Source organism: Amycolatopsis sp. NBC_00355 (genome assembly GCF_036104975.1).
Taxonomy (GTDB): domain Bacteria; phylum Actinomycetota; class Actinomycetes; order Mycobacteriales; family Pseudonocardiaceae; genus Amycolatopsis.
Map to the genome: position 1 here is coordinate 8218270 of NZ_CP107982.1, position 22235 is coordinate 8240504.

26 protein-coding genes and 1 pseudogene are annotated in these 22235 nt (G+C 71.6%); 17 read left to right on the plus strand and 10 right to left on the minus strand.

The annotated features are described in order from the left end of the window. Positions 1 to 109 precede the first annotated feature (109 nt). Positions 110 to 1375, minus strand: a complete 1266-nt coding sequence (locus tag OHS18_RS37885; protein ID WP_328614010.1) for a ricin-type beta-trefoil lectin domain protein — start codon at positions 1373 to 1375, stop codon at positions 110 to 112. A 411-nt stretch (positions 1376 to 1786) separates the two neighbouring features. Between OHS18_RS37885 and OHS18_RS37890 the strand changes: the two genes are divergently transcribed. From OHS18_RS37890 to OHS18_RS37910, 5 genes and pseudogenes are all read left to right on the plus strand, one after another. Beyond that, the gene (locus OHS18_RS37890) at positions 1787 to 2263 is read left to right on the plus strand and encodes a PTS sugar transporter subunit IIB (protein WP_328444322.1); all 477 of its coding nucleotides are present in this window, start codon (positions 1787 to 1789) and stop codon (positions 2261 to 2263) included. A gap of 7 nt (positions 2264 to 2270) precedes the next feature. Next, on the plus strand, positions 2271 to 3902 hold the full coding sequence (locus tag OHS18_RS37895) for a PTS system mannose/fructose/sorbose family transporter subunit IID (RefSeq protein ID WP_328614011.1): 1632 nt from the start codon (positions 2271 to 2273) through the stop codon (positions 3900 to 3902). Between the two features lie 9 nt (positions 3903 to 3911). After that, positions 3912 to 4304, plus strand: coding sequence for a PTS sugar transporter subunit IIA (locus OHS18_RS37900; RefSeq protein ID WP_328444318.1), 393 nt, complete (start codon positions 3912 to 3914; stop codon positions 4302 to 4304). Further along, positions 4301 to 5599 carry a hypothetical protein gene (locus OHS18_RS37905; RefSeq protein WP_328614012.1) on the plus strand — a complete coding sequence of 433 codons (1299 nt, stop codon included), beginning with the start codon at positions 4301 to 4303 and terminating at the stop codon, positions 5597 to 5599. Before OHS18_RS37900 ends, OHS18_RS37905 begins: the two co-directional genes overlap by 4 nt. 47 nt (positions 5600 to 5646) lie before the next feature. Beyond that, positions 5647 to 6406: pseudogene (locus OHS18_RS37910) on the plus strand (IS5 family transposase). Positions 6407 to 6462: 56 nt separating this feature from the next. Here OHS18_RS37910 and OHS18_RS37915 read toward each other — a convergent pair. After that, positions 6463 to 7230: a GntR family transcriptional regulator gene (locus OHS18_RS37915; protein ID WP_328444314.1), complete on the minus strand. Its 768-nt coding sequence runs from the start codon at positions 7228 to 7230 to the stop codon at positions 6463 to 6465. 214 nt (positions 7231 to 7444) lie between these two features. Here OHS18_RS37915 and OHS18_RS37920 point away from each other — a divergent pair, with 214 nt between their 5' ends. Both OHS18_RS37920 and OHS18_RS37925 read left to right on the plus strand, forming a co-directional pair. Then, complete coding sequence (locus OHS18_RS37920) at positions 7445 to 7795, plus strand: hypothetical protein (protein ID WP_328444312.1); 351 nt, start codon at positions 7445 to 7447, stop codon at positions 7793 to 7795. A 13-nt stretch (positions 7796 to 7808) separates the two neighbouring features. Continuing rightward, positions 7809 to 8087: a hypothetical protein gene (locus OHS18_RS37925; protein WP_247061473.1), complete on the plus strand. Its 279-nt coding sequence runs from the start codon at positions 7809 to 7811 to the stop codon at positions 8085 to 8087. A 1-nt stretch (position 8088) separates the two neighbouring features. Here the strand turns inward: OHS18_RS37925 and OHS18_RS37930 are convergent, their stop codons facing one another. The 4 genes from OHS18_RS37930 to OHS18_RS37945 form a co-directional block, all read right to left on the minus strand. Then, positions 8089 to 8979 carry a Kelch repeat-containing protein gene (locus tag OHS18_RS37930; protein WP_328614013.1) on the minus strand — a complete coding sequence of 297 codons (891 nt, stop codon included), beginning with the start codon at positions 8977 to 8979 and terminating at the stop codon, positions 8089 to 8091. A 61-nt stretch (positions 8980 to 9040) separates the two neighbouring features. Further along, on the minus strand, positions 9041 to 10273 hold the full coding sequence (locus OHS18_RS37935) for an RNA polymerase sigma factor (protein WP_328614014.1): 1233 nt from the start codon (positions 10271 to 10273) through the stop codon (positions 9041 to 9043). Next, positions 10270 to 10584 (minus strand): YciI family protein, encoded by a 315-nt coding sequence (locus OHS18_RS37940; protein WP_328614015.1) that lies wholly within the window; start codon positions 10582 to 10584, stop codon positions 10270 to 10272. Before OHS18_RS37940 ends, OHS18_RS37935 begins: the two co-directional genes overlap by 4 nt. 3 nt (positions 10585 to 10587) lie before the next feature. Further along, positions 10588 to 10926, minus strand: a complete 339-nt coding sequence (locus OHS18_RS37945; RefSeq protein WP_442875307.1) for a YciI family protein — start codon at positions 10924 to 10926, stop codon at positions 10588 to 10590. Between the two features lie 164 nt (positions 10927 to 11090). Between OHS18_RS37945 and OHS18_RS37950 the strand changes: the two genes are divergently transcribed. Continuing rightward, positions 11091 to 11222, plus strand: coding sequence for a hypothetical protein (locus tag OHS18_RS37950; protein ID WP_328444304.1), 132 nt, complete (start codon positions 11091 to 11093; stop codon positions 11220 to 11222). Here OHS18_RS37950 and OHS18_RS37955 read toward each other — a convergent pair. Beyond that, positions 11212 to 11412 (minus strand): hypothetical protein, encoded by a 201-nt coding sequence (locus tag OHS18_RS37955; RefSeq protein ID WP_328614016.1) that lies wholly within the window; start codon positions 11410 to 11412, stop codon positions 11212 to 11214. The two genes, OHS18_RS37950 and OHS18_RS37955, sit on opposite strands and share 11 nt — an antisense overlap. A 69-nt stretch (positions 11413 to 11481) precedes the next feature. On the opposite strand from OHS18_RS37955, the gene OHS18_RS37960 reads away from it, so the two are divergent. The 8 genes from OHS18_RS37960 (at position 11482) to OHS18_RS37995 (ending at position 19067) form a co-directional block, all read left to right on the plus strand. Then, positions 11482 to 12462 carry an ABC transporter substrate-binding protein gene (locus tag OHS18_RS37960; RefSeq protein WP_328444301.1) on the plus strand — a complete coding sequence of 327 codons (981 nt, stop codon included), beginning with the start codon at positions 11482 to 11484 and terminating at the stop codon, positions 12460 to 12462. Between the two features lie 234 nt (positions 12463 to 12696). Then, on the plus strand, positions 12697 to 13488 hold the full coding sequence (locus OHS18_RS37965; protein WP_328444299.1) for an ABC transporter ATP-binding protein: 792 nt from the start codon (positions 12697 to 12699) through the stop codon (positions 13486 to 13488). After that, a complete protein-coding gene (locus OHS18_RS37970; RefSeq protein WP_328444297.1) occupies positions 13481 to 14188 on the plus strand; it encodes an ABC transporter ATP-binding protein in 708 nt (235 codons plus the stop codon). The genes OHS18_RS37965 and OHS18_RS37970 overlap by 8 nt, the downstream gene beginning before the upstream one ends. 37 nt (positions 14189 to 14225) lie before the next feature. Next, positions 14226 to 15077, plus strand: a complete 852-nt coding sequence (locus OHS18_RS37975) for a branched-chain amino acid ABC transporter permease (RefSeq protein WP_328614017.1) — start codon at positions 14226 to 14228, stop codon at positions 15075 to 15077. Positions 15078 to 15079: 2 nt separating this feature from the next. After that, positions 15080 to 16156: a branched-chain amino acid ABC transporter permease gene (locus OHS18_RS37980; RefSeq protein ID WP_328444293.1), complete on the plus strand. Its 1077-nt coding sequence runs from the start codon at positions 15080 to 15082 to the stop codon at positions 16154 to 16156. Then, complete coding sequence (locus OHS18_RS37985) at positions 16143 to 17456, plus strand: ABC transporter substrate-binding protein (protein ID WP_328444291.1); 1314 nt, start codon at positions 16143 to 16145, stop codon at positions 17454 to 17456. Before OHS18_RS37980 ends, OHS18_RS37985 begins: the two co-directional genes overlap by 14 nt. A 63-nt stretch (positions 17457 to 17519) precedes the next feature. Then, on the plus strand, positions 17520 to 18104 hold the full coding sequence (locus OHS18_RS37990; RefSeq protein WP_328444290.1) for a TetR/AcrR family transcriptional regulator: 585 nt from the start codon (positions 17520 to 17522) through the stop codon (positions 18102 to 18104). 21 nt (positions 18105 to 18125) lie between these two features. Then, positions 18126 to 19067: a GlxA family transcriptional regulator gene (locus OHS18_RS37995; RefSeq protein WP_328444288.1), complete on the plus strand. Its 942-nt coding sequence runs from the start codon at positions 18126 to 18128 to the stop codon at positions 19065 to 19067. Positions 19068 to 19101: 34 nt separating this feature from the next. On the opposite strand, the gene OHS18_RS38000 is transcribed toward OHS18_RS37995, so the two are convergent. Both OHS18_RS38000 and OHS18_RS38005 read right to left on the minus strand, forming a co-directional pair. Beyond that, the gene (locus OHS18_RS38000; protein ID WP_328614018.1) at positions 19102 to 19386 is read right to left on the minus strand and encodes a hypothetical protein; all 285 of its coding nucleotides are present in this window, start codon (positions 19384 to 19386) and stop codon (positions 19102 to 19104) included. Positions 19387 to 19457: 71 nt separating this feature from the next. After that, entirely contained in the window at positions 19458 to 19895 is a 438-nt protein-coding gene (locus OHS18_RS38005) for a hypothetical protein (RefSeq protein WP_328614019.1), read from the minus strand. Between the two features lie 162 nt (positions 19896 to 20057). Here OHS18_RS38005 and OHS18_RS38010 point away from each other — a divergent pair, with 162 nt between their 5' ends. Further along, complete coding sequence (locus OHS18_RS38010) at positions 20058 to 21179, plus strand: Cmx/CmrA family chloramphenicol efflux MFS transporter (protein ID WP_328614020.1); 1122 nt, start codon at positions 20058 to 20060, stop codon at positions 21177 to 21179. On the opposite strand, the gene OHS18_RS38015 is transcribed toward OHS18_RS38010, so the two are convergent. After that, positions 21110 to 22231: an erythromycin esterase family protein gene (locus tag OHS18_RS38015; RefSeq protein WP_328614021.1), complete on the minus strand. Its 1122-nt coding sequence runs from the start codon at positions 22229 to 22231 to the stop codon at positions 21110 to 21112. The two genes, OHS18_RS38010 and OHS18_RS38015, sit on opposite strands and share 70 nt — an antisense overlap. Positions 22232 to 22235: the final 4 nt, after the last annotated feature.

Consider the following 22235-nt stretch of genomic DNA (forward strand, 5'->3'; position numbering starts at 1 on the left):
CGACGAGTTCCCGAGGAGTTCCCGGTGGGGACGGAAACCGGCAGGTCATTCCGCATTCTGCCAGTTTCCGTCCGAAGGGGAACCTCTTCGCGAAAAAATCACGGAAAGATCAGGCCGGCACCTGCCACCGCTGGTTCGCCGTCGCGGCGCACGACCGGATCTGCAGCCGGGTGCCGTCGGCCGAGGCGTTGCCCGTCGCGTCGAGGCACTTGCCCGACTGCGGGTTCAGCAGCGTGCCGTCGGAACGGGCCTGCCACGTCTGCGCGCCGGTGCTGTTGCAGTCCCACAGCTGCACGAGCGTGCCGTCCGCGGTGCCGCTCGACGCGACGTCCAGGCACTTGCCGAGTGCCCGCAGCGTCCCGCTCTGCGACGTCCACCGCTGCGCGCCGGTGCCGTTGCAGGTCCACAGCTGGATCGCGGTGCCGTTGGCGGTGTTCGACGCGCTGACGTCGACGCACTTGCCGCCGATCCCGGTGATCGCGCCCGACGGATTCGCGGTGCCGCTGGTGATCAGGTACGCGCTGTTAGCGACGTTCCAGTGTGTCGCCAGGTAACCGCCGGCCGGCGGGTTGGTGTTGAAGTAGTCGTCACCGCCGCAGTCGATCTGGTTCTCCGGTGCGCCGGGGCAGACCTTCACCAGCCCGCCCGGCGGGTTCGGGATGCCGCCGTCGTCGTAACACATGATGTCTTCGTCGTCCCAGCAATGGCCGTAGGGCGTGGAGTGCGGCGCGCTGCCCTGGACGGCGCCGAGGGTGTGCAGCAGTTCGTGGCCGGTCGCCTGCCACGACCAGCAGCCGGTGCCGACCGTGGCGTAGTGCGGGCCGGCGTTGTACGGGTTGTTCGCGCCGGGGCTGTCGTTGCCGCCGTTGCCGAACGCCAGGCCGCAGCCGTCCTTGTCGTACCAGACGACGTACTTGCGGTCGGCGCGGTTGTAGCCCTGCGCCTTGATGGCGTTGGTGATCGTGTCGACGGTCGCCATGTCGCCCTGTGCGATCGTCACGTTCGCGACGGTGGCGCGGCAGCTGGAATCGGTGACGTAGCGGAGGTGCCGGACGCCGCCGCCGAGCCGGCCCGCGGCCTCGACGAAGGCGTCGTCGATCTGGCTCGTGAACGTCTGGAACTGCGCGGCGAACTGGGAGTACCGGTCGGCCTGCCCGGTCCCGCGGACGTAGAGCGCCTGAACGCGCTTTCCGCTGGTGCCGTCGCCGTCGCAGACGGTCGACAGGGGTGCCGCGGCGGCGGCCGACGGCGTCCGGAGGTCGGCTGGAAGCTGTTCGGTGCCATCGTTGCCGGTGGCCCCGGCGGAGGGGAGCAACGCGGTGGCGAACACGAGGGCGGTGCTGAGCGCGGCGAGGCGCCAGGTTCTTGCGGTCACGACGAATCCGCCTTCCCGATGCGGCAGTGGACGAGAAGTACGCAGGCGGTCTAGACCACTCGGAATGATAGGAGCGGGGCCCGATGGCCGTCACTGACAAGAACGGACAGCTTGGGGTGAACCGGTCACGGATCGACGGCGCCGTCCGGTGTTCGTGGTCCGCTGAGCGGTACGGGTCTTGACAGTCGATCTAGACGGTCCATACTGGTATATACCTTTATGGGAGGGTCCGGGGATTCACGCCGGGGTAGGTGAAGAGGCTTCGCGCGCTCGGGGCCGACGGGAGGTCTGAGGGGTCCTGCCGTCGGCCCGCGCGAGGCTGTCTCCTGGCCGCATGTGTTCGGTCACACGCAGTGTTGACTTCGCTACTGCGACGAACCAGGATGTCTCCTGCCATCTGGGAGGAGAAACATGGCGGGGGCGCACGTTCGCATCGACAACCGGCTGGTCCACGGGCAGGTCACCGTGGCCTGGACCCGTCGTCTCGGTGTGCGCCGGCTGCTCGTCTGCAACGACGAAGTCGCCGCCGACGACCTGCAGCGGCTGCTGCTCCCGCAGGCCGCGCGCGGCCTGCCCACCGAGGTGCTCTCGGTCGCCGACACCCTGCTCGCGCCCGCCGTCGCCGAGGCGATGATCATCGCCAAGCACCCCGAAGACGTCTTCCGCCTGGTCGAGGGCGGACTGCTGCCCGAGGTCGTGAACGTCGGCAACGCCGCGCCCCGGCCCGGCCCCGGGTACACGATGGTCACCCGCTCGATCGCGGTCACCGCGGACGAGGCGGCCGGCTACCGGAAGCTGGCCGCGGCCGGCGTCCCGGTCGTCACCCAGCTCATGCCCCAGGACAAACCCGCCGACTTCGTCGCGCTGCTCGACCGAAAGGGGCTGTGAGCCCGGGATGCTCGTCGCTCTGGCCCTGACCGTCTGGGCCGTCTACTGCACCTACGACGGGCTCGGCCCGTTCCTGATCTACGCCCAGCGCCCGCTGATCGCCGGTTCGGTCGCCGGCCTGATCACCGGCAACCCGCTGCTCGGCCTGCTGATCGGCGCGACGCTGGAACTGGCCGCGCTCGGCGTCTACACCTACGGCGGCGCGACGATCCCGGACTACCAGACCGGCGCGATCGTCGGCACCGCGCTGGCCGCGGGCGCCGCCGGGGGCACGTCCGCGCAGGTCGCGGTCGGGCTCGGCGTCGGGCTGCCGGCGGCCGTCCTGCTGTCCGCGCTGGACCCGGTCGGCAAGATGGTCACGACCGGGCTGGTGCACCGCGCCGACTCCTACGCCGCCGACGGCAACGCGCGCGGGATGGCGATGATCCACTGGGTGAGCCTCATCCCGTGGGTCGCGGTGCGCGCCATCCCGACGTTCCTCGCCGCGCTCGCCGCGTCCGGCGGGCTGGTCAAGGACATCACGGCGAACATCCCGGCCGGGTTCGTGGACGGCATGACGCTGGCCGGTTCGCTGCTGCCCGCGGTCGGCTTCGCGCTGCTGCTGAGCATGATGGAGCTGCCGAAGTACTGGTACCTGCTGCTCATCGGCTTCGTCGGGTTCGCCTACCTGCACCTGCCCGTGCTGGGCGTCGCGCTGGTCGGCGTCGCGGTGGCGATGCTGTTCGTGACGTTCAGCCGCGAGGAACCGGCGGTCGTGACGTCCGCGGCGGAAGCCGCTCCGGCCGGCGAAGAGTCCACTGTGGACCCCCGGCTGACCAAGCAGGACCTGCGCCGCGCCTACCGCCGGTACTTCTGGTCGAGCCAGATCTCCTGGAACTACGAACGGATGCAGGCGCTCGGTTTCGCGTACGCGATGGAACCGGTGCTGCGCCGGCTCTACCCCGACAAGGGCGACTACGCCGCCGGGCTGCAGCGGCACATGCAGTTCTTCAACACCTCGGTGCTCGTCGGCGGGCCGCTGATCCTCGGCTCCGCCGTCGCGCTGGAAGAAGCGGGCACGCCGACGTCGGCCGCCAGCACCAAGGTCGCGCTGATGGGCCCGCTCGCCGGCATCGGCGACACCCTCGTTTTCGCGCTGTACAACAGCATCATCTTCACCATGGGCGCGTCCTGGGCCCTGCAGGGCAACTGGCTCGGCCCGGTGTTCGCCGCCGTCATGGTGCTCGTGCCCTACGCGCTCATCCGGCGCTGGCAGTTCGGGTTCGCGTACCGTGAAGGGAAGCGGCTGGCCGGGCACCTCGCGGCCGGCGCGCTGGCCCGCGTCGCGCAGGGAGCGACGGTGCTCGGGTTCGTGGTGCTCGGCGGGTTCATCCCGTCGATCGTCAAGGTCGTCACCACGCTGACCTACCGGCAGACCACCACCGTCCAGGGCAAGCCCGTGACGCAGGCGGTGGCGATCCAGGACCGGCTCGACGAGCTGGTGCCGTTCCTGCTGCCGGTGCTGGTCACGGCGGGGGTGTACCTGCTGGTGGTGAAGGCCCGGATGCGGCCGATCTGGATCATCGCGGTCGTCATGGTGGCCGGCGTCGCACTGGGGTGGCTCGGCTGGTTCGCCCCCGCCGGGCCTGCGAAGAGTTAGGAGCCCGTCATGTCGATCCCGATCATTCTCGCGGGGCACGGCAGCCTGCCTTCGGGCGTCGGCGAAGCGGCCGAGATGATCCTCGGCCCGCAGTCGCGGCTGCAGGTCTGCGAGCTGAACCCGGCCGACCGGCCGGAGGACTTCGGCGCCCGGCTGCGGGAGCTGGCCGGCGCCGCCACCGAGCTGCTCGTGCTCGCCGACCTGCACGGCGGCTCGCCGTTCAACGCCGTCCGCACCTTCGCGGCCGGCGGGCCGGCCCGCGTCGAGCTGGTGTCCGGGCTGAACCTGCCGATGCTGCTGGAAGTGCTGTTGCACCCCGCCGGCGACGTCACCGAGCTGGCCGGGGTGGCCCGCGCCGCCGGCCGGGACGGCGTCGTCGACGTCCTGGAATCCACCTGGTGACCGCCTCGCTCCTGCTCGCCGCGCAGGACGTGCGGATCACCCCCGGTCCCGGGCACCCCCTCGGCGGCTACCTGGCCCGCAACGGCGTCGCGACCGGCACCCACGACGACCTCGAGGCGTCGCTGATCTGGCTGTCCACCGAAGACGACCCCGGCGTGCTGTGGGTGGCGCTGGACGCGCTGGCCGTGGACGCCGGGCTCACCCGCACCCTGGCCGACGCCGTCGCCGACGCGGTCGGCATCAACCCCGAGCGCGTGCTCGTCTGCGCGTCGCACACGCACTCCGGGCCCGAGGGCTGGACCGGCCCGCTGCACCCCGGGCTGCCCGGGCAGCGGGACACCGGCCTGGTCGAGCGCATGACGGAGAAGGTCACCGGCGCCGCGGCCCTGCTGCGCGCCTGCCGAAGACGGGTCCGGGCCCGCTGGCACGCGGGCGAGACCGAGGCCGTCGGCAGCAACCGCTACGACCCCGACGGCCCGCACGACACTTCGTTCGGCGTCCTCGAACTGCGGCGCGACGACGACACGCCGGCCGCCCTGCTGTTCGACTACGCCAGTCACCCCACGGTGCTGGGCCCGGAGAACCTGAGCTGGTCCGCGGACTGGCCGGGCGCGACCCGCCGTGAGCTGGCCGCGCTGATCGGCCGGCCGGTCGCGGCGTTCCTGCAGGGCGCGGCGGGCGACGCCAGCTCCCGCTTCGTCCGCCGCGGCCGTGACCACGACGAGGTCCGCACCCTCGGCGGCCACCTCGCGACGTCGATCTCGCGGACGCTCGAGGCCGCGTCCCCGGCGGCGGCCACCGGCCCGGTCCGGCTGACCCGGTCGTCGCTGTACCTGCCCTACCGCGACGTCCCGTCGATCGCGGACAGCCTGGAGCTGCGGGAGTCGGCCGAAGGCGAGTGGCAGCGCGAACTCGCCCGCCACGGCTCGGACCACCCGTCGGTCCGGATCGCGCAGACCCGCTACGAAGGGTGCGCGATGCTCGCCGTGATGGCGGCCAGCGACCGGCCCACGGGGTGCGCGGAGGTGCCGGTCAGCGTGGTGTCCCTGGGGGAGATCGCCTGGCTGCACACGCCGTTCGAGCTGTTCGCGTCCCTGGGGTTGCGGATCCGCCGCGGCAGCCCGTTCCGGCACACGCGGGTGATCGGCTACACGGACGGTTACCTCGGGTACCTGCCGGACGCGAACGGCCACCGCGACGGCATCTACGAGTCGTACGTGACGCTCTTCGGCCCGGACGCGGCGGAGGTGCTGGTGGAGCACTGCTCGAAGCTGCTCAAGAGCCACTACGCCTAGGGAGTGGCCTGTAAGCGGTTGAGCTGGACCTCTGGTAATCGTGTGCGGTGGTTGGCCGAGGAGAACTGACAGACCGGCATGGGCAGTGATCGAACCGCTGCTGCCACCGCAACAAAGCGGTGGCCGGCGGTGGCGGGATCACCGCCAGGTGATCAACGCGATCCTCTGGAAACCGCGGCTGTGGACTGCAGACGGGACCTGGGACAAGATCCTCGACCACGTCATCGTCAAAGACGACTCCGTCGGCGACCTCGAATGGGTCATCTCGGTGGACTCCAGCGTGGTCAGGGCGCACCGGCATTCCGCCGGTGCCCGGAAAAAGGGATGCGGCAGCGACACCGAAGCCCTCGCCCTCGACGGAGAAGGACTCGGGCGGTCCCGAGGCGGACTGGGCACGAAGATCCATCTCGCCGTCGACAACCGCCGGGGACAATCCGCAGTTGGTGCCGTTGCTGGATGGCATCAGCGTCGCCCGGATCGGGCGGGGCCGGCCACGATGTCGGCCGGAGGCGATGATCGCGGACAAGGCGTATTCGCATCCCTTCACCCGTGAGGCGATGCGCCGACGGCGGATCACCTTCGTCAGCCCCGAACGTGATGACCAGATCGCCCGCCGTAAAGGCGAAGGGTTCCCGCGGCGGGCGGCCACCCGTCTTCGATGCGGAGGTCTACAAGCAGCGCAACGTTGTGGAGCGGTGCTTCAACCGGCTCAAACAGTTCCGTGACCTGGCCACCCGCTACGCCAAACGTGCTGCCTACTACCAGGCCGAACTGACTATCGCCGCGATCGTCCTCTGGCTCCGATGACTTACAGGACACTTCCTAGTCGCCGCCGCGGCGCCGACACGGTGACTGGAAGGGGCTTAGCCGCCGCTGCGGCGGGCCTGGGTGAAGACCGTGTAGCGGTCCGCGCGGTAGAGCGAGCGGCCTGCCTCGATCACGCCGCCGCTCTGGTCGTGCAACGTGCCCTCGATGATCAGGCACGGCTGGGTGGCCTCGATGCCCAGCAGGCCCGCGTCGTGGGTGTTCGGGAGGACCGCGGAGATCGCCGTGTCGTTCCAGTCGGCCCGGACGCCCCAGCGCTCCTCCAGCGTGCGGTGCAGGGACTGGGTCTCCCAGTCGAACAGCTCGATGTCCGGGAACCGGTCGACCGACAGGTTGGTGCGCTCGACCGCGAACGGCTCGTCCTCGACGTACCGCAGCCGCTCCAGCCGGAACACCCGCGCGCCCGGGGGCACGTTCAGGCGGCCGGCGATGCGGGGGCCCGCGTTTTCGATTTCGGCGTGCAGCACCTTCGTCTTGGGGACGACGCCCCGGGCGTTCATGTCCTCGGTGAACGACGTCAGCATGTCGATGTGCGCCGCCTGCCGCTGGGCGGTGAACGTCGCCGTGCCGTGCTGGCGGTAGAGGACGCCGTCGGCGACCAGGCGGTTGATCTCCTGGCGGACGGTGCCGCGGGCGACCTGGAAGTGCTCGGCGAGGAACCGTTCGGACGGCATCAGTCGGCCGGGGCCCGCCTCCGTCGCGACGCTTTCGATGATTTCGCGGAGCTGGTCGCCTTTCGGCCGCCCCGGCTCCAGTGCGTCCGGGAGCCGGAGATCGCTCGCGGGGACGTGCTTCGGACGGGGCATGGCCTCAGTATGTCGCGCCGCCCCGGATGTGGTCACACCCAGCCGGGGGACGAGGCCGCCGCGGACCCGGTCCGGCGGCGGACGCCTGACCTGGGCGGGTGCACACCGGGACCCGAACTGTGCACACACGGTCACGACGTGGGCTTCCGCCCGTGCCTACTACTCGGTAGTTCTTTTCCGAGCAGCGGAGAAACCGCTGGGGAAAGGACCGATGATGACGTTCACCAGCGTCAAACGCGCTTGTGCGGTGGTCGCGCTGACCGCGGCGGCGGCCGGGTTCGGCGGCGTGCCCGCGCAGGCCGGGACCCTGACCGTCCAAAGTGGAAGCGGGACCATCAGCGACCCGTGGGTGCCGACGCGCGCCGCCCACATCACCTGCTCGTCCGCCACGCTCTTCGGCAACTACACGGCCGGGCAGGGGCATTCGGACCCGATCGACACGCTCGTGCAGGGCAACTACATCGGCGTCCGGTACATCACGTCGGACCACAACTCGGCCGACGTCTTCTGGCACGGCGCGAGCAAGTGGGGCTTCCTGCTCCGCAGCTGCTTCTCACTGGACTGACGGGAGAAAAGACATGACCACAGCACGCATCGCCGGCGGTCTCGCGGCCGCGACACTCGCCGTGTCCGCGGCGATCACCCTCGCCCCCGCCGCTTCGGCGGGGACCGTCCACGAGATCTGCGCCACCGATCTGTACGTCCGGACGCAGCCCGCCGGCGTCATCGTCGGCACGCTCTACCGCGGCGACCACTTCGAGCTGTCGCGGTACTCGCCCAGCGGTGACTGGGCCGAGGGTTACGCCATGGGCAACGTCAACAAGAGAGGCTGGGTCCAGTCGGGCTGGTTCTGCTGAGTCACGGCACCTTCAGCGAGAGCACGCCGGGCACCGTGATCCGCCGGCCGTAGGGGTTCGCGCGGCCGCCGATCGCCAGGACCCGGTGCGGTGCGCCGGCGGTGCAGACCACCGACGACCGGCCGTGGGGGAGCAGCGTGGCGAGCAGGTGCCACGCTCCGGTGCCCAGGTCGAGGACCTCGGTCGTGCGGTCGCGCGCGACCGGGTCCTCGGCCGCCGGTTCGCTGCCGACGACCACGATCCGGTCGCCGAGCAGCGCCACGCCGGGGAGCACCCGCCGCTTGTGCATCGGGGCCACGGCTTCCCAGGTGTCCGTTTCGGGGGAGTACCGCTCCACCGAGTCGAGCACGTCCTGCGGCCCGCCGGCCAGCCCGCCGATCGCGTACAGGTGGGTTTCCGTCGCGAGCAGCCGGAACCGGGCTCGGGGGGTGCGCATCGGGGCCACCGGGTCCCAGCGCTTCTCGGCCGGGTCGAAGACGTGCACCGCGTCCGAGGCGCTGTCCCCGACGCTGCCGCCCGCGACGTAGAGCAGGTCGCCGAGACCGGCGGCCGAAGCCGCGGCGAGCGGGCGGGGCAGGGGCGGAGCCGGGCTCCACTCGTCGAGCCGCGGGTCGTAGCGGTCGACGGCGTCGGTGGAGCCGTCGCCGACGATGCCGCCGGCGACGTAGACCCGGCCGCCGGTCACGCCGACGGCGTGGTCGTGGCGCGGGGCCGGCATCGGGCTGACGTGGTGCCACGCGCCGCTGCCCGTCACCTTGCGGGTCTCGACGGAGCTGTGACCGGCGGTCCCGTCGGTGCCGCCGATGACGAAGATGTCGTCGCCGGCGCGCGCCACCTCGTGGCCGAACCTGGGAGACAGCAGCGGCGGCCGGTACTTCCAGGAGTCGTTCATCGTTCCCACCCTCTTCGCGCGTCGCGATTCGCGGCCAGAGTCTCCGCGGCGGGGTGGTTTGTTACTGGAGTTCGGCGATTCGCCGGGCCAGATAACGGCGTTCCGCGTCGGTCGGTGCCAGCTCCAGCGCCTCCCGGTACGCCGTCGCCGCCGCTTCGCCACGGCCGAGGCGACGCAGGAAGTCCGCCCGCGTCGCCGGGAGCAGGTGGTAGCCGGCCAGGTGGCCGCCGTCCGCGAGCGCGTCGACCAGGGCCAGGCCCGCCGACGGGCCGTCGGCCATGGCCACCGCGACCGCCCGGTTCAGCTCGACCACCGGGGACGGGTTCAGCCGCGCGACCAGCTCGTACAGCCGGACGATGCGCGCCCAGTCGGTGTCCTCGGCGCGCGCCGCCGTCGCGTGGCACGCCGCGATCGCCGCCTGGAGCTGGTACGGGCCCGGCCGGCCGAGCGTCAGCGCCTCGTCCAGGACAGTGACGCCCTCGTCGATCAGCGCGCGGTCCCAGCGCGTGCGGTCCTGGTCGGCCAGGGTGATCAGGTCACCGTCGTCGTCGGTGCGGGTCGCGCGGCGGGCGTCGTGGAACAGCATCAGGGCCAGCAGGCCGCCGGTCTCCGGCGCGTCCGGCAGCAGCCGGCCGACGACGCGGGCGAGCCGGATCGCCTCGGCCGTCAGGGCCTGGCGGACCAGGTCGGCGCCCGCGCTGGCCGAGTAGCCCTCGTTGAACAGCAGGTAGAGCACGCCGAGCACCCCCGACGTCCGTTCGGGCAGCAGCTCGGCGGGCGGGACGCGGTAGGGGATGCGGGCATTGCGGATCTTGCGCTTGGCCCGCACGATCCGCTGCGCCATCGTCGCCTCGGGCACCAGGAACGCGCGGGCGATCTCCGGCGTCGTCAGCCCGGCGAGCGTCCGCAGCGTCAGCGCCACCTGCGCTTCCAGCGGCAGGGCCGGGTGGCAGCAGGTGAACATCAGCCGCAGCCGGTCGTCCGGGACGTCGTCGGGTTCCGGTGCCGCGTCGTCGGCGGGTGCCGTGACGGCCAGCTCGCGCAGCCGGTTCGCCTCGGCGGTGCCGCGCCGCAGCTTGTCCAGGGCCCGGTTGCGGGCGGTCGTCGTCAGCCACGCCCCGGGGCGGCGCGGAACGCCGTCCCGGGGCCAGGTGGCCAGCGCCTTGGCGAACGCCTCCTGGGCGCACTCCTCGGCCAGGTCCCAGTCGCCGGTGACCCGGATCAGGGTGGCGACGACGCGGCCCCACTCGGTGCGGAAGGCCTCGTCGACGGCTGCGGAGACCGGCTCGGTCACTCCCACACGGGCCGCAGTTCGATCGCTCCGAACTTCGCGACCGGGTGCGCCGCGGCGACGTCGATCGCCTCGGCCAGGTCGGCGCAGTCGAGGATGTCGTACCCGGCGATCTGCTCCTTCGTCTCGGCGAACGGGCCGTCCGAGACGAACGTGCCGCCGTCACGCGGCCACAGCGTCGTCGCGTCGCTGACCGGCCGCAGCTGGTGGCCTTCGAGCCGGCGGCTTCCGGCCACGGCGACCCAGTCGTCCGGCTTGTCTTCCGCGGTGCCGGCCAGCTCGGGGTCGACGCACACCCACATCAGGAACTTCATGACTCAGTCCTCCCAGAACGGCCGGATCTCGATGGGAAACCGCCCGGCGGACGGGTGCGCGGACGCGATCGCGATGGCCTCGTCGAGGTCCGCGCACTCGACGACCTCGCAGCCGGCGACCCATTCCTTCGTCTCGGCGAACGGGCCGTCCGACGTCAGCCGCCGCCCGTCCCGCACCCGCACGGTGACGGCTTCGGCGGGCGGCCGCAGCAGCGTCCCGGAGTGGCTCGCGCCGCGGGCTTCGACGTCCCGCAGCCAGGCGACGAACTCCGGCTGGGCGTCGATCTCGGGCGGGCTGAACAGCTCCGCGCCGTCGTCGCAGATCATCAGCATGTACCGCAAGGGCTCCTCCTGATCGTCCGGTGCAGCTTCTCACCCACCCGACGCGGCCGCGGCCCGGAATCGACAGGGCCCCGGGAGAAACCCGGAAAGTTTTCCCCGGGGCCCTGTCGATCCCGGGGACCGGCGGCGTCGTCGGGGCGAAACCCCGAGCCAGAGGAGCCGTCATGATCCCGGTCAGCCAGCTGTGGACCGTCACCTGCCAGAGCGAGCGGGACCGCCGCCGGGCCGAGGAGCGCCTCGGCCGGCTGGTCGCCCGGTGGACGCGCCGCCTGCGCCGGTCGCGGGTCAGCCGCTGACCGAGCACCCGCGCATCGGGACCGACGGTGCCGGGAAAATCCTTTCTGCAATTTGCCGTTGCTCATTTCCGAGGCCGCGCAATGGTGGGTTGCTGGCGCGCTCCACCCGGGATGAAGTTCGGTGATCCTTTTCCGGAAATAACGTGTTCTCTTTTCTCGGCAACACATTTGCGGCGATGGAAAGCGTCATCTACAGTCCGGCAGATCTCGGCCATACCGGCCGGTTTCCTTGATCTGTCCAGTGTTTTCCGGGAGTGTCATGTTCCGACGCGCCTCGCTGCGGCGATTCGCCGCGCTCTTTTCCGCCGGGCTCTTGCTGGCCGGCTGCAACCAGGCCGGTGGAAGTGGTTCCGCGGGTGGCAATGTCGAGAAGCCGGCCATCCGGGTCGCCATCTTCACCGCCGTCGACCTCGCGACGTTGTGGCTGGCCCAGCAAGGCGGCTACTTCAAGGCCGAGGGCCTCGACGTGCAGACCGACGTCGCGACCAGCGGGCAGGAGTCGCTGAACCGCATGGCGAAGGGCCAGGACGACATCGCGTTGTCCACGTACACCCTGTTCTTCCTGGCCAAGAACAGCGGAACCGCCGACGTCCAGCTGGTGGCCGACGCGACGTCGGCGAGCCCGCTCAGCAACGAGGTCGTCACCGTGCCGAACTCGCCGGTGAAGACCGTGGGCGACCTGGCGGGCCGGCGGATCGCGATCAGCTCGAAAAACGCCGCCTCCGACATCCTGACCCGGTCGGTGATGCGGGACCACGGCATCGATTTCGCCAAGGTGCAGTGGGTCCCGATGCCGCTGCCGGAAATGGGCGCCGCGCTGGCCCAGGGCAAGGTCGACGCCGCGTACCAGCCGGAGCCGTTCCTCACCCAGGCCGCCAAGCTCGCCGGCGCGTACCCGGTCGTCGACGCCGCCAGCGGGAGCACCCAGTCGTTCCCGCTGACCGGGTTCGGCGCCACCGGCAAATGGGTCCAGGACCACCCCCGGACGATGGCGGCGTTCCAGCGCGCGATGCTCAAGGCCACCCGCGACTCGGTGGACCGCGGCCGGATCGAGCCGCTGGTCGTGCGCAACGCCAAGGTGGACCAGGACATCGCGAGCCTGATGGTGATGCCCACGTTCGGCTCGACGCTGGACGCCCGGCGCATCCAGCGCGTCCCGGACCTGCTCCAGCAGCTGGGCATCATCCAGACGAAGGTCGACGCTTCGGAGATGATCGCGCCGCAGTCCGGTACCGGCTGATCCGGGTAATTCCACGACCGAAGGCGGGTGCGCACTCTGCGCACCCGCCTTCGGTCGTTTTGCGGACGTCGGCTCTTCCCCTCGCGGCCGTCCTTCGCGAAATTTTCGGACCGGCCCGGAAGATCCGGAAGTTGCCGGTTCGCACCTTGACACGGCCCGCGCCGCGCTCCACCCTCTTCATACCGACCGCGCGGTACGGACTGGTCCACATGGTGAGAACTAGAGGGGTCATCGATGACACTTCCCGGCGAGGGCCTGCTCGTGGTCGACGGCCTGACCGTGCGGTTCGGTGGTCTCACCGCGCTGCGCGACGTCCGGCTGAGCGTCGACGAAGGCACCGTCGTCGGCGTCATCGGGCCGAACGGTGCCGGCAAGACGACGCTCTTCAACGTCATCTGCGGCTTCGTCCGCCCCCAGTCCGGGCGCGTCCTCTGGCGGGGGACGCCCCTGATCCGGCACCGCCCCGAACACCTCGCCGGGCTCGGCATCGTCCGGACGCTGCAGGGCCTCGGCCTGTTCGCCGGGCTGACCGTGCTGGAGAACGTGCTGGCCGGCGCGGGCCGGCACGCTCGCACCGGGGTGCTCCCGGCGCTCGCCGGTGCCGGCCGCTCGGCCCGCGACGAGGCCGACCTCACCGAGCGCGCCCGCGCGACCCTCGGCGAGCTGGGGATCGCCGAGCTCGCCGACCGGCTGCCCGGCGTGCTGCCCTACGGCGTCCGGAAACGCGTCGCGCTGGCCCGCGCGCTGGTCGCGGAACCGGACCTGCTGCTGCTCGACGAACCCGCGAGCGGGCTCTCGGCCGCCGAGCTGGTCGAGCTCTCGACGCTGATCCTGTCGTTGCGGCGGCACATGGCGGTCGTGCTGGTCGAGCACCACATGGACCTGGTGATGCAGGTCTGCGACCGCGTCGTGGTGCTGAACTTCGGCGAGGTGATCGCCGCGGGCAGCCCGGCCGAGATCCAGGCCGACCCCCGCGTGGCCGAGGCCTACCTCGGTGACCCCGCCGAGGAGGCACCCGGTGCTTGAGATCGACGGCCTTTCCGTGGCCTACGGCGCCGTCCGGGCGCTCGACGGCGTCAGCCTGACCGTCGATCGCGGCGGCATCACCGCCGTGCTCGGCGCGAACGGCGCGGGCAAGACCACCTTGCTGCGCACGATCAGCGGCCTGCAGCCGGCCCGCGAAGGCCGGATCACCTGGGACGGCACGGAACTGCGGGGCCGGGCGCCGGACCGGATCGCCCGCGGCGGGGTCGCGCACGTGCCCGAAGGCGGCGGCGTGATCACCGAGCTGACCGTCGAAGAGAACCTCCGCCTCGGCGCGCTGTGGCGGCGTGACCGCGCCGACCGCGCGGCCGCCAAGCGTGAGGTGTACGAGCTTTTCCCGCCGCTGGAAGAACGTTCGGCCAAACTCGCCGCGACGCTCTCCGGGGGCGAGCGGCAGATGCTGGCCATCGGCCGGGCCCTGATGAGCCGGCCCGAACTGCTGCTGCTGGACGAACCCTCCCTCGGTCTCGCGCCGTTGATCACCGCGCGGATCATGCGGATCCTGCGCGACCTGCGGGCCTCGACCGGGCTCACCGTGGTGCTCGTCGAGCAGAACGCCCACAGCGCGCTGTCCATCGCGGACAACGGGTACGTCCTCGCGCTCGGCAGCGTGGTGGCGGTCGACACCGCGGCGGAGCTGCTGGCCGACGACGGCCTCCGCCACGCCTATCTCGGCTTCTGACGCTGCTGACCATCAAACGGGAGGTGAACGGTCCGGTATGCAGGAATTCCTCGACCTGACCCTCGGCGGGATCTCCGCCGGTGCGGTCTACGCGGCCCTCGGGCTCGCGCTGGTCATCATCTACCGGGCCACCCGGGTGGTGAACTTCGCGCAGCCCGCGCTCGCCCTCATCTCGACCTACCTCGCGTACTCGGTGACCAAGGGGACGGGCAGCTACTGGCTCGGCTTCGCCGTCGCGATCGTGGCCGGGACGCTGCTGGGCGTCGTGACCGAACGGCTGCTGATCCGGCCGCTGCGCCACCGCTCCGAACTGAGCTCGATCATCGTCACCCTCGGGTTGCTGCTGGTGCTGCAGGCGATCGCCGGGATGATCTGGTCCAACGAGCCGCTGGCCTACCCGTACGCCTTCGACTTCGTCGGCCGGTTCTCCGCCAACGACCTGTTCGTGGTGCTGGTGGTGCTCGCCATCGCGGCGCTCGTGCTGGTGGTGTTCAAGTACACCCCGCTCGGCCTGCGGATGCGGGCGGCCGCGTTCGCCCCGGACGTCGCGCGCACCCTCGGCGTGCGGGTCGGGCTGATGCTCACCGTCGGCTGGGGGATGGCCGCGGCCGTCGGCTCGCTGGCCGGATTGCTGGCCACCCCGCCGTTCCTCTTCCCGAACGTGCTGGACGGCGTCTTCGTCTACGCGCTCACCGCGGCCGTGCTCGGCGGGCTCGACAACCCGCTGGGCACCATCGCCGGCGGGTTCGTGCTCGGCGTCGGACTGTCCTATGTGTCCGGCTACTTCGGACCGGAGACGGTGACGATCGCCGCGCTGGTGATCCTGGTGATCGTGCTGACGTTGCGACCGGCCGGGCTGTTCGGCCGCGCGAAGGCGAGGCGGGTGTGAGCGTGCGCACGAGTCTTCCGGAGGCACCGGCCGGCTCCCCGGCCCGGCCGGGCAACCGCCGGCTGCCCCCATTGGTCCTGCACATCCTGGCCGCGCTGGGCGCGCTGGCCGTCATCGTGGTGCTCACCCTGGTCACCGACGAGTTCACCAACCTGCGGATCGCGACCGTCGGCTACTACCTGATCGCGGTGGCCGGCCTGACCCTGCTGACCGGCCTCACCGGCCAGGTTTCCCTGGGGCACGGCGCGTTCATGTTCATCGGCGCGTACACCGTGGCGCTGCTGGTGCGCCGGGTCCCGGCGTTCCCGCTGTGGGCCGACCTGCTGCTCGCCGCGGCCGCCGGCGGTCTCGGCGGCTTGCTGGCCGGGGCCGCCGCGGCCCGGCTGCGCGGGCCGTACCTCGCCGGGGCGACGCTCGCGCTGGCCGTCGGCCTGCCCGCGCTGACCCGCCGGTTCCAGGACTTCCTGGGCGGCAGCAACGGGTTGAGCTTCACCGTCCACAGCAGACCGGCCGGCCTGGCCGGCGTCGTCCCGGAACTGCGCTGGCAGACCTGGATCGTCTGGCTCAGCGTGCTCGTCGCGCTGGTGTTCGTGGTCAACATCGTGCGCGGCAAGCTCGGCCGGACCTTCCGCGCCGTCCGCGACGACGAGGTCGCCGCCGCGCTGAGCGGGATCCACGTCGGACGCACGAAGATCCTGGCGTTCCTCGTCAGCGCGGTCTGCGGCGGGCTCGCCGGTGGCCTGCAGGCGTACCTGCTCGGCACGGCCGCGCCCGGCTCGTTCACGCCCGCGCTGTCGCTGAGCCTGCTGGCCGCGGTGGTCCTCGGCGGGCTCGGGTCGCTCTGGGGCGCGCTGTGGGGCGCGATCGCGCTCGTCTACTTCCAGGCGTGGTCCGAAGACCTCGCCGACGCGCTCCACCTGAACACCGACGTGGCCAACAACCTCCCGCTCGCGGTGTACGGCGTGATCCTCATCGTCGTCGTGCTCGCTTTCCCGCGCGGCATCCAGGGCGGTTTCCAACGGCTTCGCGGGCTTCTCCGTCGCACCGCCGAAAAGAAGGAGAACCATGAGAACCACTAGAACCGTCGCGGGAATCGCGGTGTTGGCGCTCGCGCTCAGCGCGTGCGGCGGTGCGGGGGAGTCCGACACCAGTGGCACGCAGGCCGCGGATTCGGCGGTCGGCGTCACCAAGGACTCGGTGGTGATCGGCACCCACCAGCCGCTCACCGGGCCGGCCGCGCCGGGCTACAGCAAGATCTCCGTCGGCGCCCGCGCGGTGTTCCAGTCGATCAACGACGGCGGCGGGATCAACGGCCGCAAGATCGACTACAAGGTCGAGGACGACGGTTACAACCCGACGAAGACCGTCGAGGTCGTCAAGAAGCTCGTGCTGCAGGACAAGGTGTTCGCGATCGTCGGCGGGCTCGGCACGCCGACGCACTCCAAAGTGGTCGACTACCTGAACACCGAAGGCGTGCCGGACCTGCTGGTGTCGTCGGGCGCGCTCGCCTGGGACAACCCGCAGAAGGCGCCGATGACCTTCGGGTACCAACTGGACTACACCCGGGAGGGCAAGATCCAGGGCAAGTACATCAAGGACACCTTCGCGGGCAAGAAGGTCGGCTACTTCACCCAGAACGACGACGTCGGCCGCGACACCCAGGCCGGCCTCGACCAGTTCATCAAGGACCAGACGGTCGCCAAGCAGGGTTACGACAGCGCCAACACCGACGTCACGCCCCAGCTGTCCGCGCTCAAAGCGGCCGGCGCGGAGGTCGTCGTGTGCGAGTGCATCCCGGCGTTCACCGCGCTGTCCATCCTGGCCGCGGCGAAGATCGGCTACAAGCCGCAGTTCGTCGTCAGCAGCATCGGCGCCGACCCGGCGACGCTTTCCGGGCTGCTGCAGGACTTCGCCAAGCGCGGCGGCGCGAGCGTGTCGAGCGCGCAGCTGCTCAACGGGCTGATCGGCACCGGTTACCTGCCCGACGTCGCGCAGACGTCCGACCCGTGGGTCGCCTACTTCAAGGGCATCCACGACAAGTACATCCCCAAGGAGCAGCTCACCAACACGCTGTTCTACGGCATGGTGCTGGCCTACACGTTCGCGCAGGCGCTCAAGGCCTCCGGGCCCGATCCGACGCGGCAGAAGATCGTCGAAGCCATGAGTTCCGGTTCCCTCAAAGGACCGGGCCTGACGCCGTTCGGATTCTCGAAGGACTCGCACTCGGGTTACACCGGCGGTTACGTGTTCAAGATCAACCCGGACACGACCACGACGGTGATCCAGCAACCGGCCGTCACCGACCGGGGCACCGGCGCGATCACGCCGTACAGCGGCGAACGCGCCACCCCCGACCAGGTGAACCTGCTGGGGAAGTGAGAAGACGTGGGCCGGTTCGCGGCGCCGCGCGAGCCGGCCCACCCCCTCGCTTAAGGTGAAGACATGGCGGTCAGGGAAAAGGTCGTGCGGGCCGCGGTGCGCTTGTTCGCCGAGAAGGGGTTCGGGGCCACGACGGTCCGCGAGATCGTCGAGACGGCCGGGGTCACCAAAGGTGGCCTGTACCACTACTTCGAGTCCAAGGAGGACCTGCTCCTGGAGATCTACACCGCGATGCTGCGGATGCAGACCCAGCGGATGCGCACCATCGCCGAGTCGGACATGCCGCTGCCGGAACGGTTGCACGCCATCATCGCCGACGTCGTGGTGACGTCCATTGCGGACCTCGACGCGGCGACCGTGTTCTTCCAGTCGTTCCCGCTGCTCGAAAAGTCCAAACAGGTCCAGGTGCGTGCCGAACGCCGGAGTTACCACGAGCGGGTGCGCGACCTCGTCGAGGAAGGCCAGCGGTCGGGCGTCTTCCGCGCCGACGTCCCCGCCGACCTGGTGATCAACTACCACTACGGCGCGATCCACCGGCTCCACATGTGGTACCACGCCGACGGCGCGCTGTCCGGCGAGCAGGTGGGGGAGCACTTCGCCAACCTGATGCTGCGCAGCCTCCGCCCGGAGCCGCCGGCGGCCGGGTAGGCCGGGCCTATCGTGGACGGCATGCACATCGTGGCCGTCCTCGCGCCGGACCGGGTCGTCCCCTTCGACCTGGCCACCCCGATCGAGGTGTTCTCGCGGACGACGCTGCCGAGCGGGCGGCCGGCGTACGAGGTCCGGATCTGCGGCGCGAGCCCCGAGGTCGACGCCGGCGCGTTCACGCTGCGGCCGCCGTTCGGCCTCGACGGGCTCGACGACGCGGACACGGTCATCGTGCCGGGCCGCGACGCGAACCCGCCGGTGCCTCTCGACGTGCTCGACGCGCTGCGGCGGGCCGCCGCGAGGGGCGCGCGGATCGCGTCGATCTGCTCGGGCGCGTTCATCCTGGCCGAGACCGGGCTGCTCGACGGCCTCCGCGCGACCACGCACTGGGCCGGCGCGGCGGAGCTGGCCCGGCGGCACCCGGCGATCGACGTCGACCCGGACGTCCTCTACGTCGACAACGGCCGGTTCCTGACCTCGGCGGGCGCGGCGGCCGGCTTGGACCTGTGCCTGCACCTGATCCGCCGCGACCACGGCTCGGCGGTGGCGGCCGACGCGGCCCGGCTGTCGGTCATGCCGCTGGAACGCGAGGGCGGCCAGGCCCAGTTCATCGTCCACGACCAGCCGCCGGCCCCGCGCGGCTCGGCGCTGGAGCCGGTGCTGACGTGGCTGGAGGAGAACTGCGCGAAGGAGATCTCCCTCGAGGACGCCGCCGCGTACGCCGGGATGAGCACCCGCACGCTCAACCGCCGCTTCCGCGAGCAGCTGGGGACGACGCCGCTGCAGTGGCTGCTGCGGGTGCGGGTCCGGCGGGCCCAGTACCTGCTGGAGGCGACGGGGTACGCGGTGGACCGGATCGCGGGCGAGGTCGGGTTCGGGTCACCGACGGCGTTCCGGGAGCGGTTCAAGCGGGTCGTCGGAACGAGCCCGCACGCCTACCGGGCAAGCTTCCGCGCCGGCTGAGGCTCCCGTGGCCGGTCGTGAGTGGTTAGGGCGGTTAGAACCGCCCTAACCACTCACGACGAGCCGCGGCAGACCACCCGCCGTCGGCGCGCACCTCGCGGCCGAGCTGGGCGGGGATCCGTATCTCCCGCTCGTCGGCAGCATCCTCGCGGACCCGACGCCCGAGCAGGCGCTCCACCGGGTGCGGCAGCGCGACCGCGTCCGGCTGGACCATCGCGGCGCTGCACCGGATCGGGCTGTACGTCGAGCCGTGGCACCCCGGTTCGGAGCGGGCGGCGGAAACGCGGGCGACCTCCGCGAGGGGCCGTTGCGCGGCCACCGGGAAATCGGCGGTATCCGCGCGCCATGCCGCTCTGCGCCATGCCGCTCTGCGCCACGACGCGGTCGTAGCTAGTCCGCTCTGCGCAAGAGGAAGTCCCGGGTCGAGCCCATGCCGTACTTGTCCACCGGGCTCGACAGTGCCGCGACCTCCCGCAGCACCGGCCGGACGTCGACACCGTCGGCGAGGGCCGCGGCGCAGAGGGCGTTGAGCGCCAGGAGTTCGTCGCGCGGGTCGGCGCCCTGGTCGCAGGCCGAGATGTGCAGCAGCCGGGTGCGGAAGTCCGCGTCGGGCAGGGACACCGCCCAGCGGAACGACGGATACCGCTCGAACAACGCGCGGACCTCGGCCCGTGCGGCGTCGCCGCCGGTCGCGTAGTGGTCCAGCAGGGCGCGCAGAACTTCCCGCGCGCCGGGCGGAAGGACCACCTCGAACGGCCCCCCGTCGTACGGGGCGTTCGCGATCGGTTCCAGGACGGCATCCAGGCGTGCGACTTCCTGCTCGAACATGGGGCCACGGTATCGTCGGACGCGTGTCGAGCCCCGAAGCGTCCAGGACCGGGCTGTCGGTCGCCCCGGCAGCCCGGTAGCCCGCTCCTTCACCGCCCGCGTGCCCGGGTCCCCGGGTGACCACGAAGTCGTCTGCCGATCTCGTGATCCCTGGAGCCTGTTGTGCCCTTTCCGGTCTACTTCCTCGCCCTGGCCGTGTTCGCCATGGGCACGTCCGAGTTCATGCTCGCCGGGCTGGTGCCCGACATCGCCGGCGCGCTGGGGATTTCCCCGGCGCAGGCCGGTTTTCTGACGTCCGCGTTCGCCGTCGGCCTGGTCGTCGGCGCGCCGCTGATGGCCGCCGTGGCCCGTTCGTGGCGGCGTCGCACGGCGTTGCTGGGGTTCCTCGCGGTGTTCGTCGCGGCGCACGTCGTCGGCGGCCTCACCGGATCGTTCGCCGTCCTGCTCGTGACGCGGGCGATGGCCGCGGTGGCTTACGCGGGCTTTCTCGCCGTCGCCCTCACCGCGGCCGCGGGACTGGTGCCGCCGGACCGGACGGGCCGGGCCCTGGCGGTGCTGCTCGGCGGCACGACCATCGCCTGCGTCGCCGGCATTCCCGGCGGCGCGCTGCTGAGCGCCGCGTTCGGCTGGCGCGCGGCGTTCTGGGCGGTCGCGCTGCTGTGCGCACCCGCGGTCGCGGGGGTCGCGCGGATCCCCGACACCCCGGCGACCGCGAAGCCGTCCGGGCTGCGTGCGGAACTCGCCGAGCTGCGACGACCGGCACTCGCCGGGACGCTCTTGCTGGGCGCCCTGGTCAACGCGGCCACGTTCGGCGTCTTCACCGCCCTGGCGCCGCTGGCCACCGGGATCGCGCCGGTGCCGCTGGTCCTCGCGATCTTCGGCGCCGGCTGCTTCGCCGGCGTGACGGCGGCGGGCCGGCTCGCCGACCGGTGGCCCGGCCGGGTCGTCGCGATCGGCGGGCTCCTGCTGCTCGCGGGCTGGGTCTTGCTGGCGCTGGTCCCGGCCGCGCTGCCCGTCCTGGCCTTCACGCAGGGCGCGTTGTCGTTCGCCGTCGGGAGCACGGTGATCGCGCGGATCCTGCGGCTGGCCGCGGGCGCGCCGACGATGGCGGGCTCGTACGCGACGGCGGCGCTGAACGTCGGCGCCGCCACCGGCCCGGTGCTCGGGGCGGTGGCAGCGCCGGTCTGGCTGGCCGTCGCCTTGATCGGCGCGGCTCAGGTCGTCGCGCTGATGTGCAGGACCGCGTCGGCGCCGTCGAGGATTTCGGGGGTGAGCGGGAAGTAGCCCGTCTCCGGAACGGCGTCGGTGCGGGTGCGGCCGGGTTCGGCGGCGCGCACCAGACCCCAGCCGTCGACGCGGTGCTGCAGCGCGGCCTCGTAGGTCTCCGGCTCGGGCTCCCCGAGCCGGAGCGCCTCGCTGCGCCCGACGCTCCCGGCGACGAAGACGTACCGCTCGCCCAGCAGCGACCCCACGATGGCGCCGGCGCCGGACCACACGAGGTTCGCCACCGCCGAGTTCCAGGTGCTCGTGCCGCGCTGCAAGTGGCTGTTGTGGGCGAACACCAACGTCGGGCCCCGCTGGGCCTCGAGGTCGCGGATGTCGAGGAGGTTCTGCGCCATGATCGCGTCCCGGGTGCCGCTGAGGCGCGAATACCGTTCGGCGCCGTCGATCGCCGCCTGCTTGTGGTAGCGCAGCAGGCCGAGCCCGGCGCTCAGATGCGTCCGCACGCGGACCCACTCCGCGTGCGAGGTCGCCGCGATCCGCTTCGGCGCGCGGCTGTAGAGCGTGGTCAGCAGGTCGTCGGCGAGCGCACGCAGGGTGTCGGCCTCCGGTGTGGCGCCGGGGGAGGCCGCCGCGTCCATCACGGCTTCCGTGCGGCTCCACCGCTCGTCGTCCCCGGCGAGGCTCGCGACGTCGACGTCGAGGCCCAGGTAGTCGCGGGCGTGCTCGAGGTAGCGCCGCGGGCTGGGCGCGCTCATCATCTCGGTGGAGGCGTCGAAACCGTGGAACGCCAAGCGTTCTCCGGCCGGGAGGTGCTCGTTGTGGTCCCGCATCCAGGCGACCAGGCGGCGGTTGGCGTCCAGCTCGCCGAAGCTGTGCGAGAAGCCTTCCTTCATCGCGGTGTCGAGGGTGCCGACGCCGTCGCGGACGAAGCCGTCCACGGCCAGCGCGGCCACCCGGTCGGTCTCGAGGGCGATCGAGCGGAAGCCGTGCTCGGCCAGCTGGGCGAAGAGTGCGTTGCGCCGCAAGGGAAACGCCGGTTCCTGGTGCGACGGCTCGCCGTAACCCAGCAGGGTGCACGACGCGGGGGCGAAGTCTCGGATGTCCTGACTCATGAGG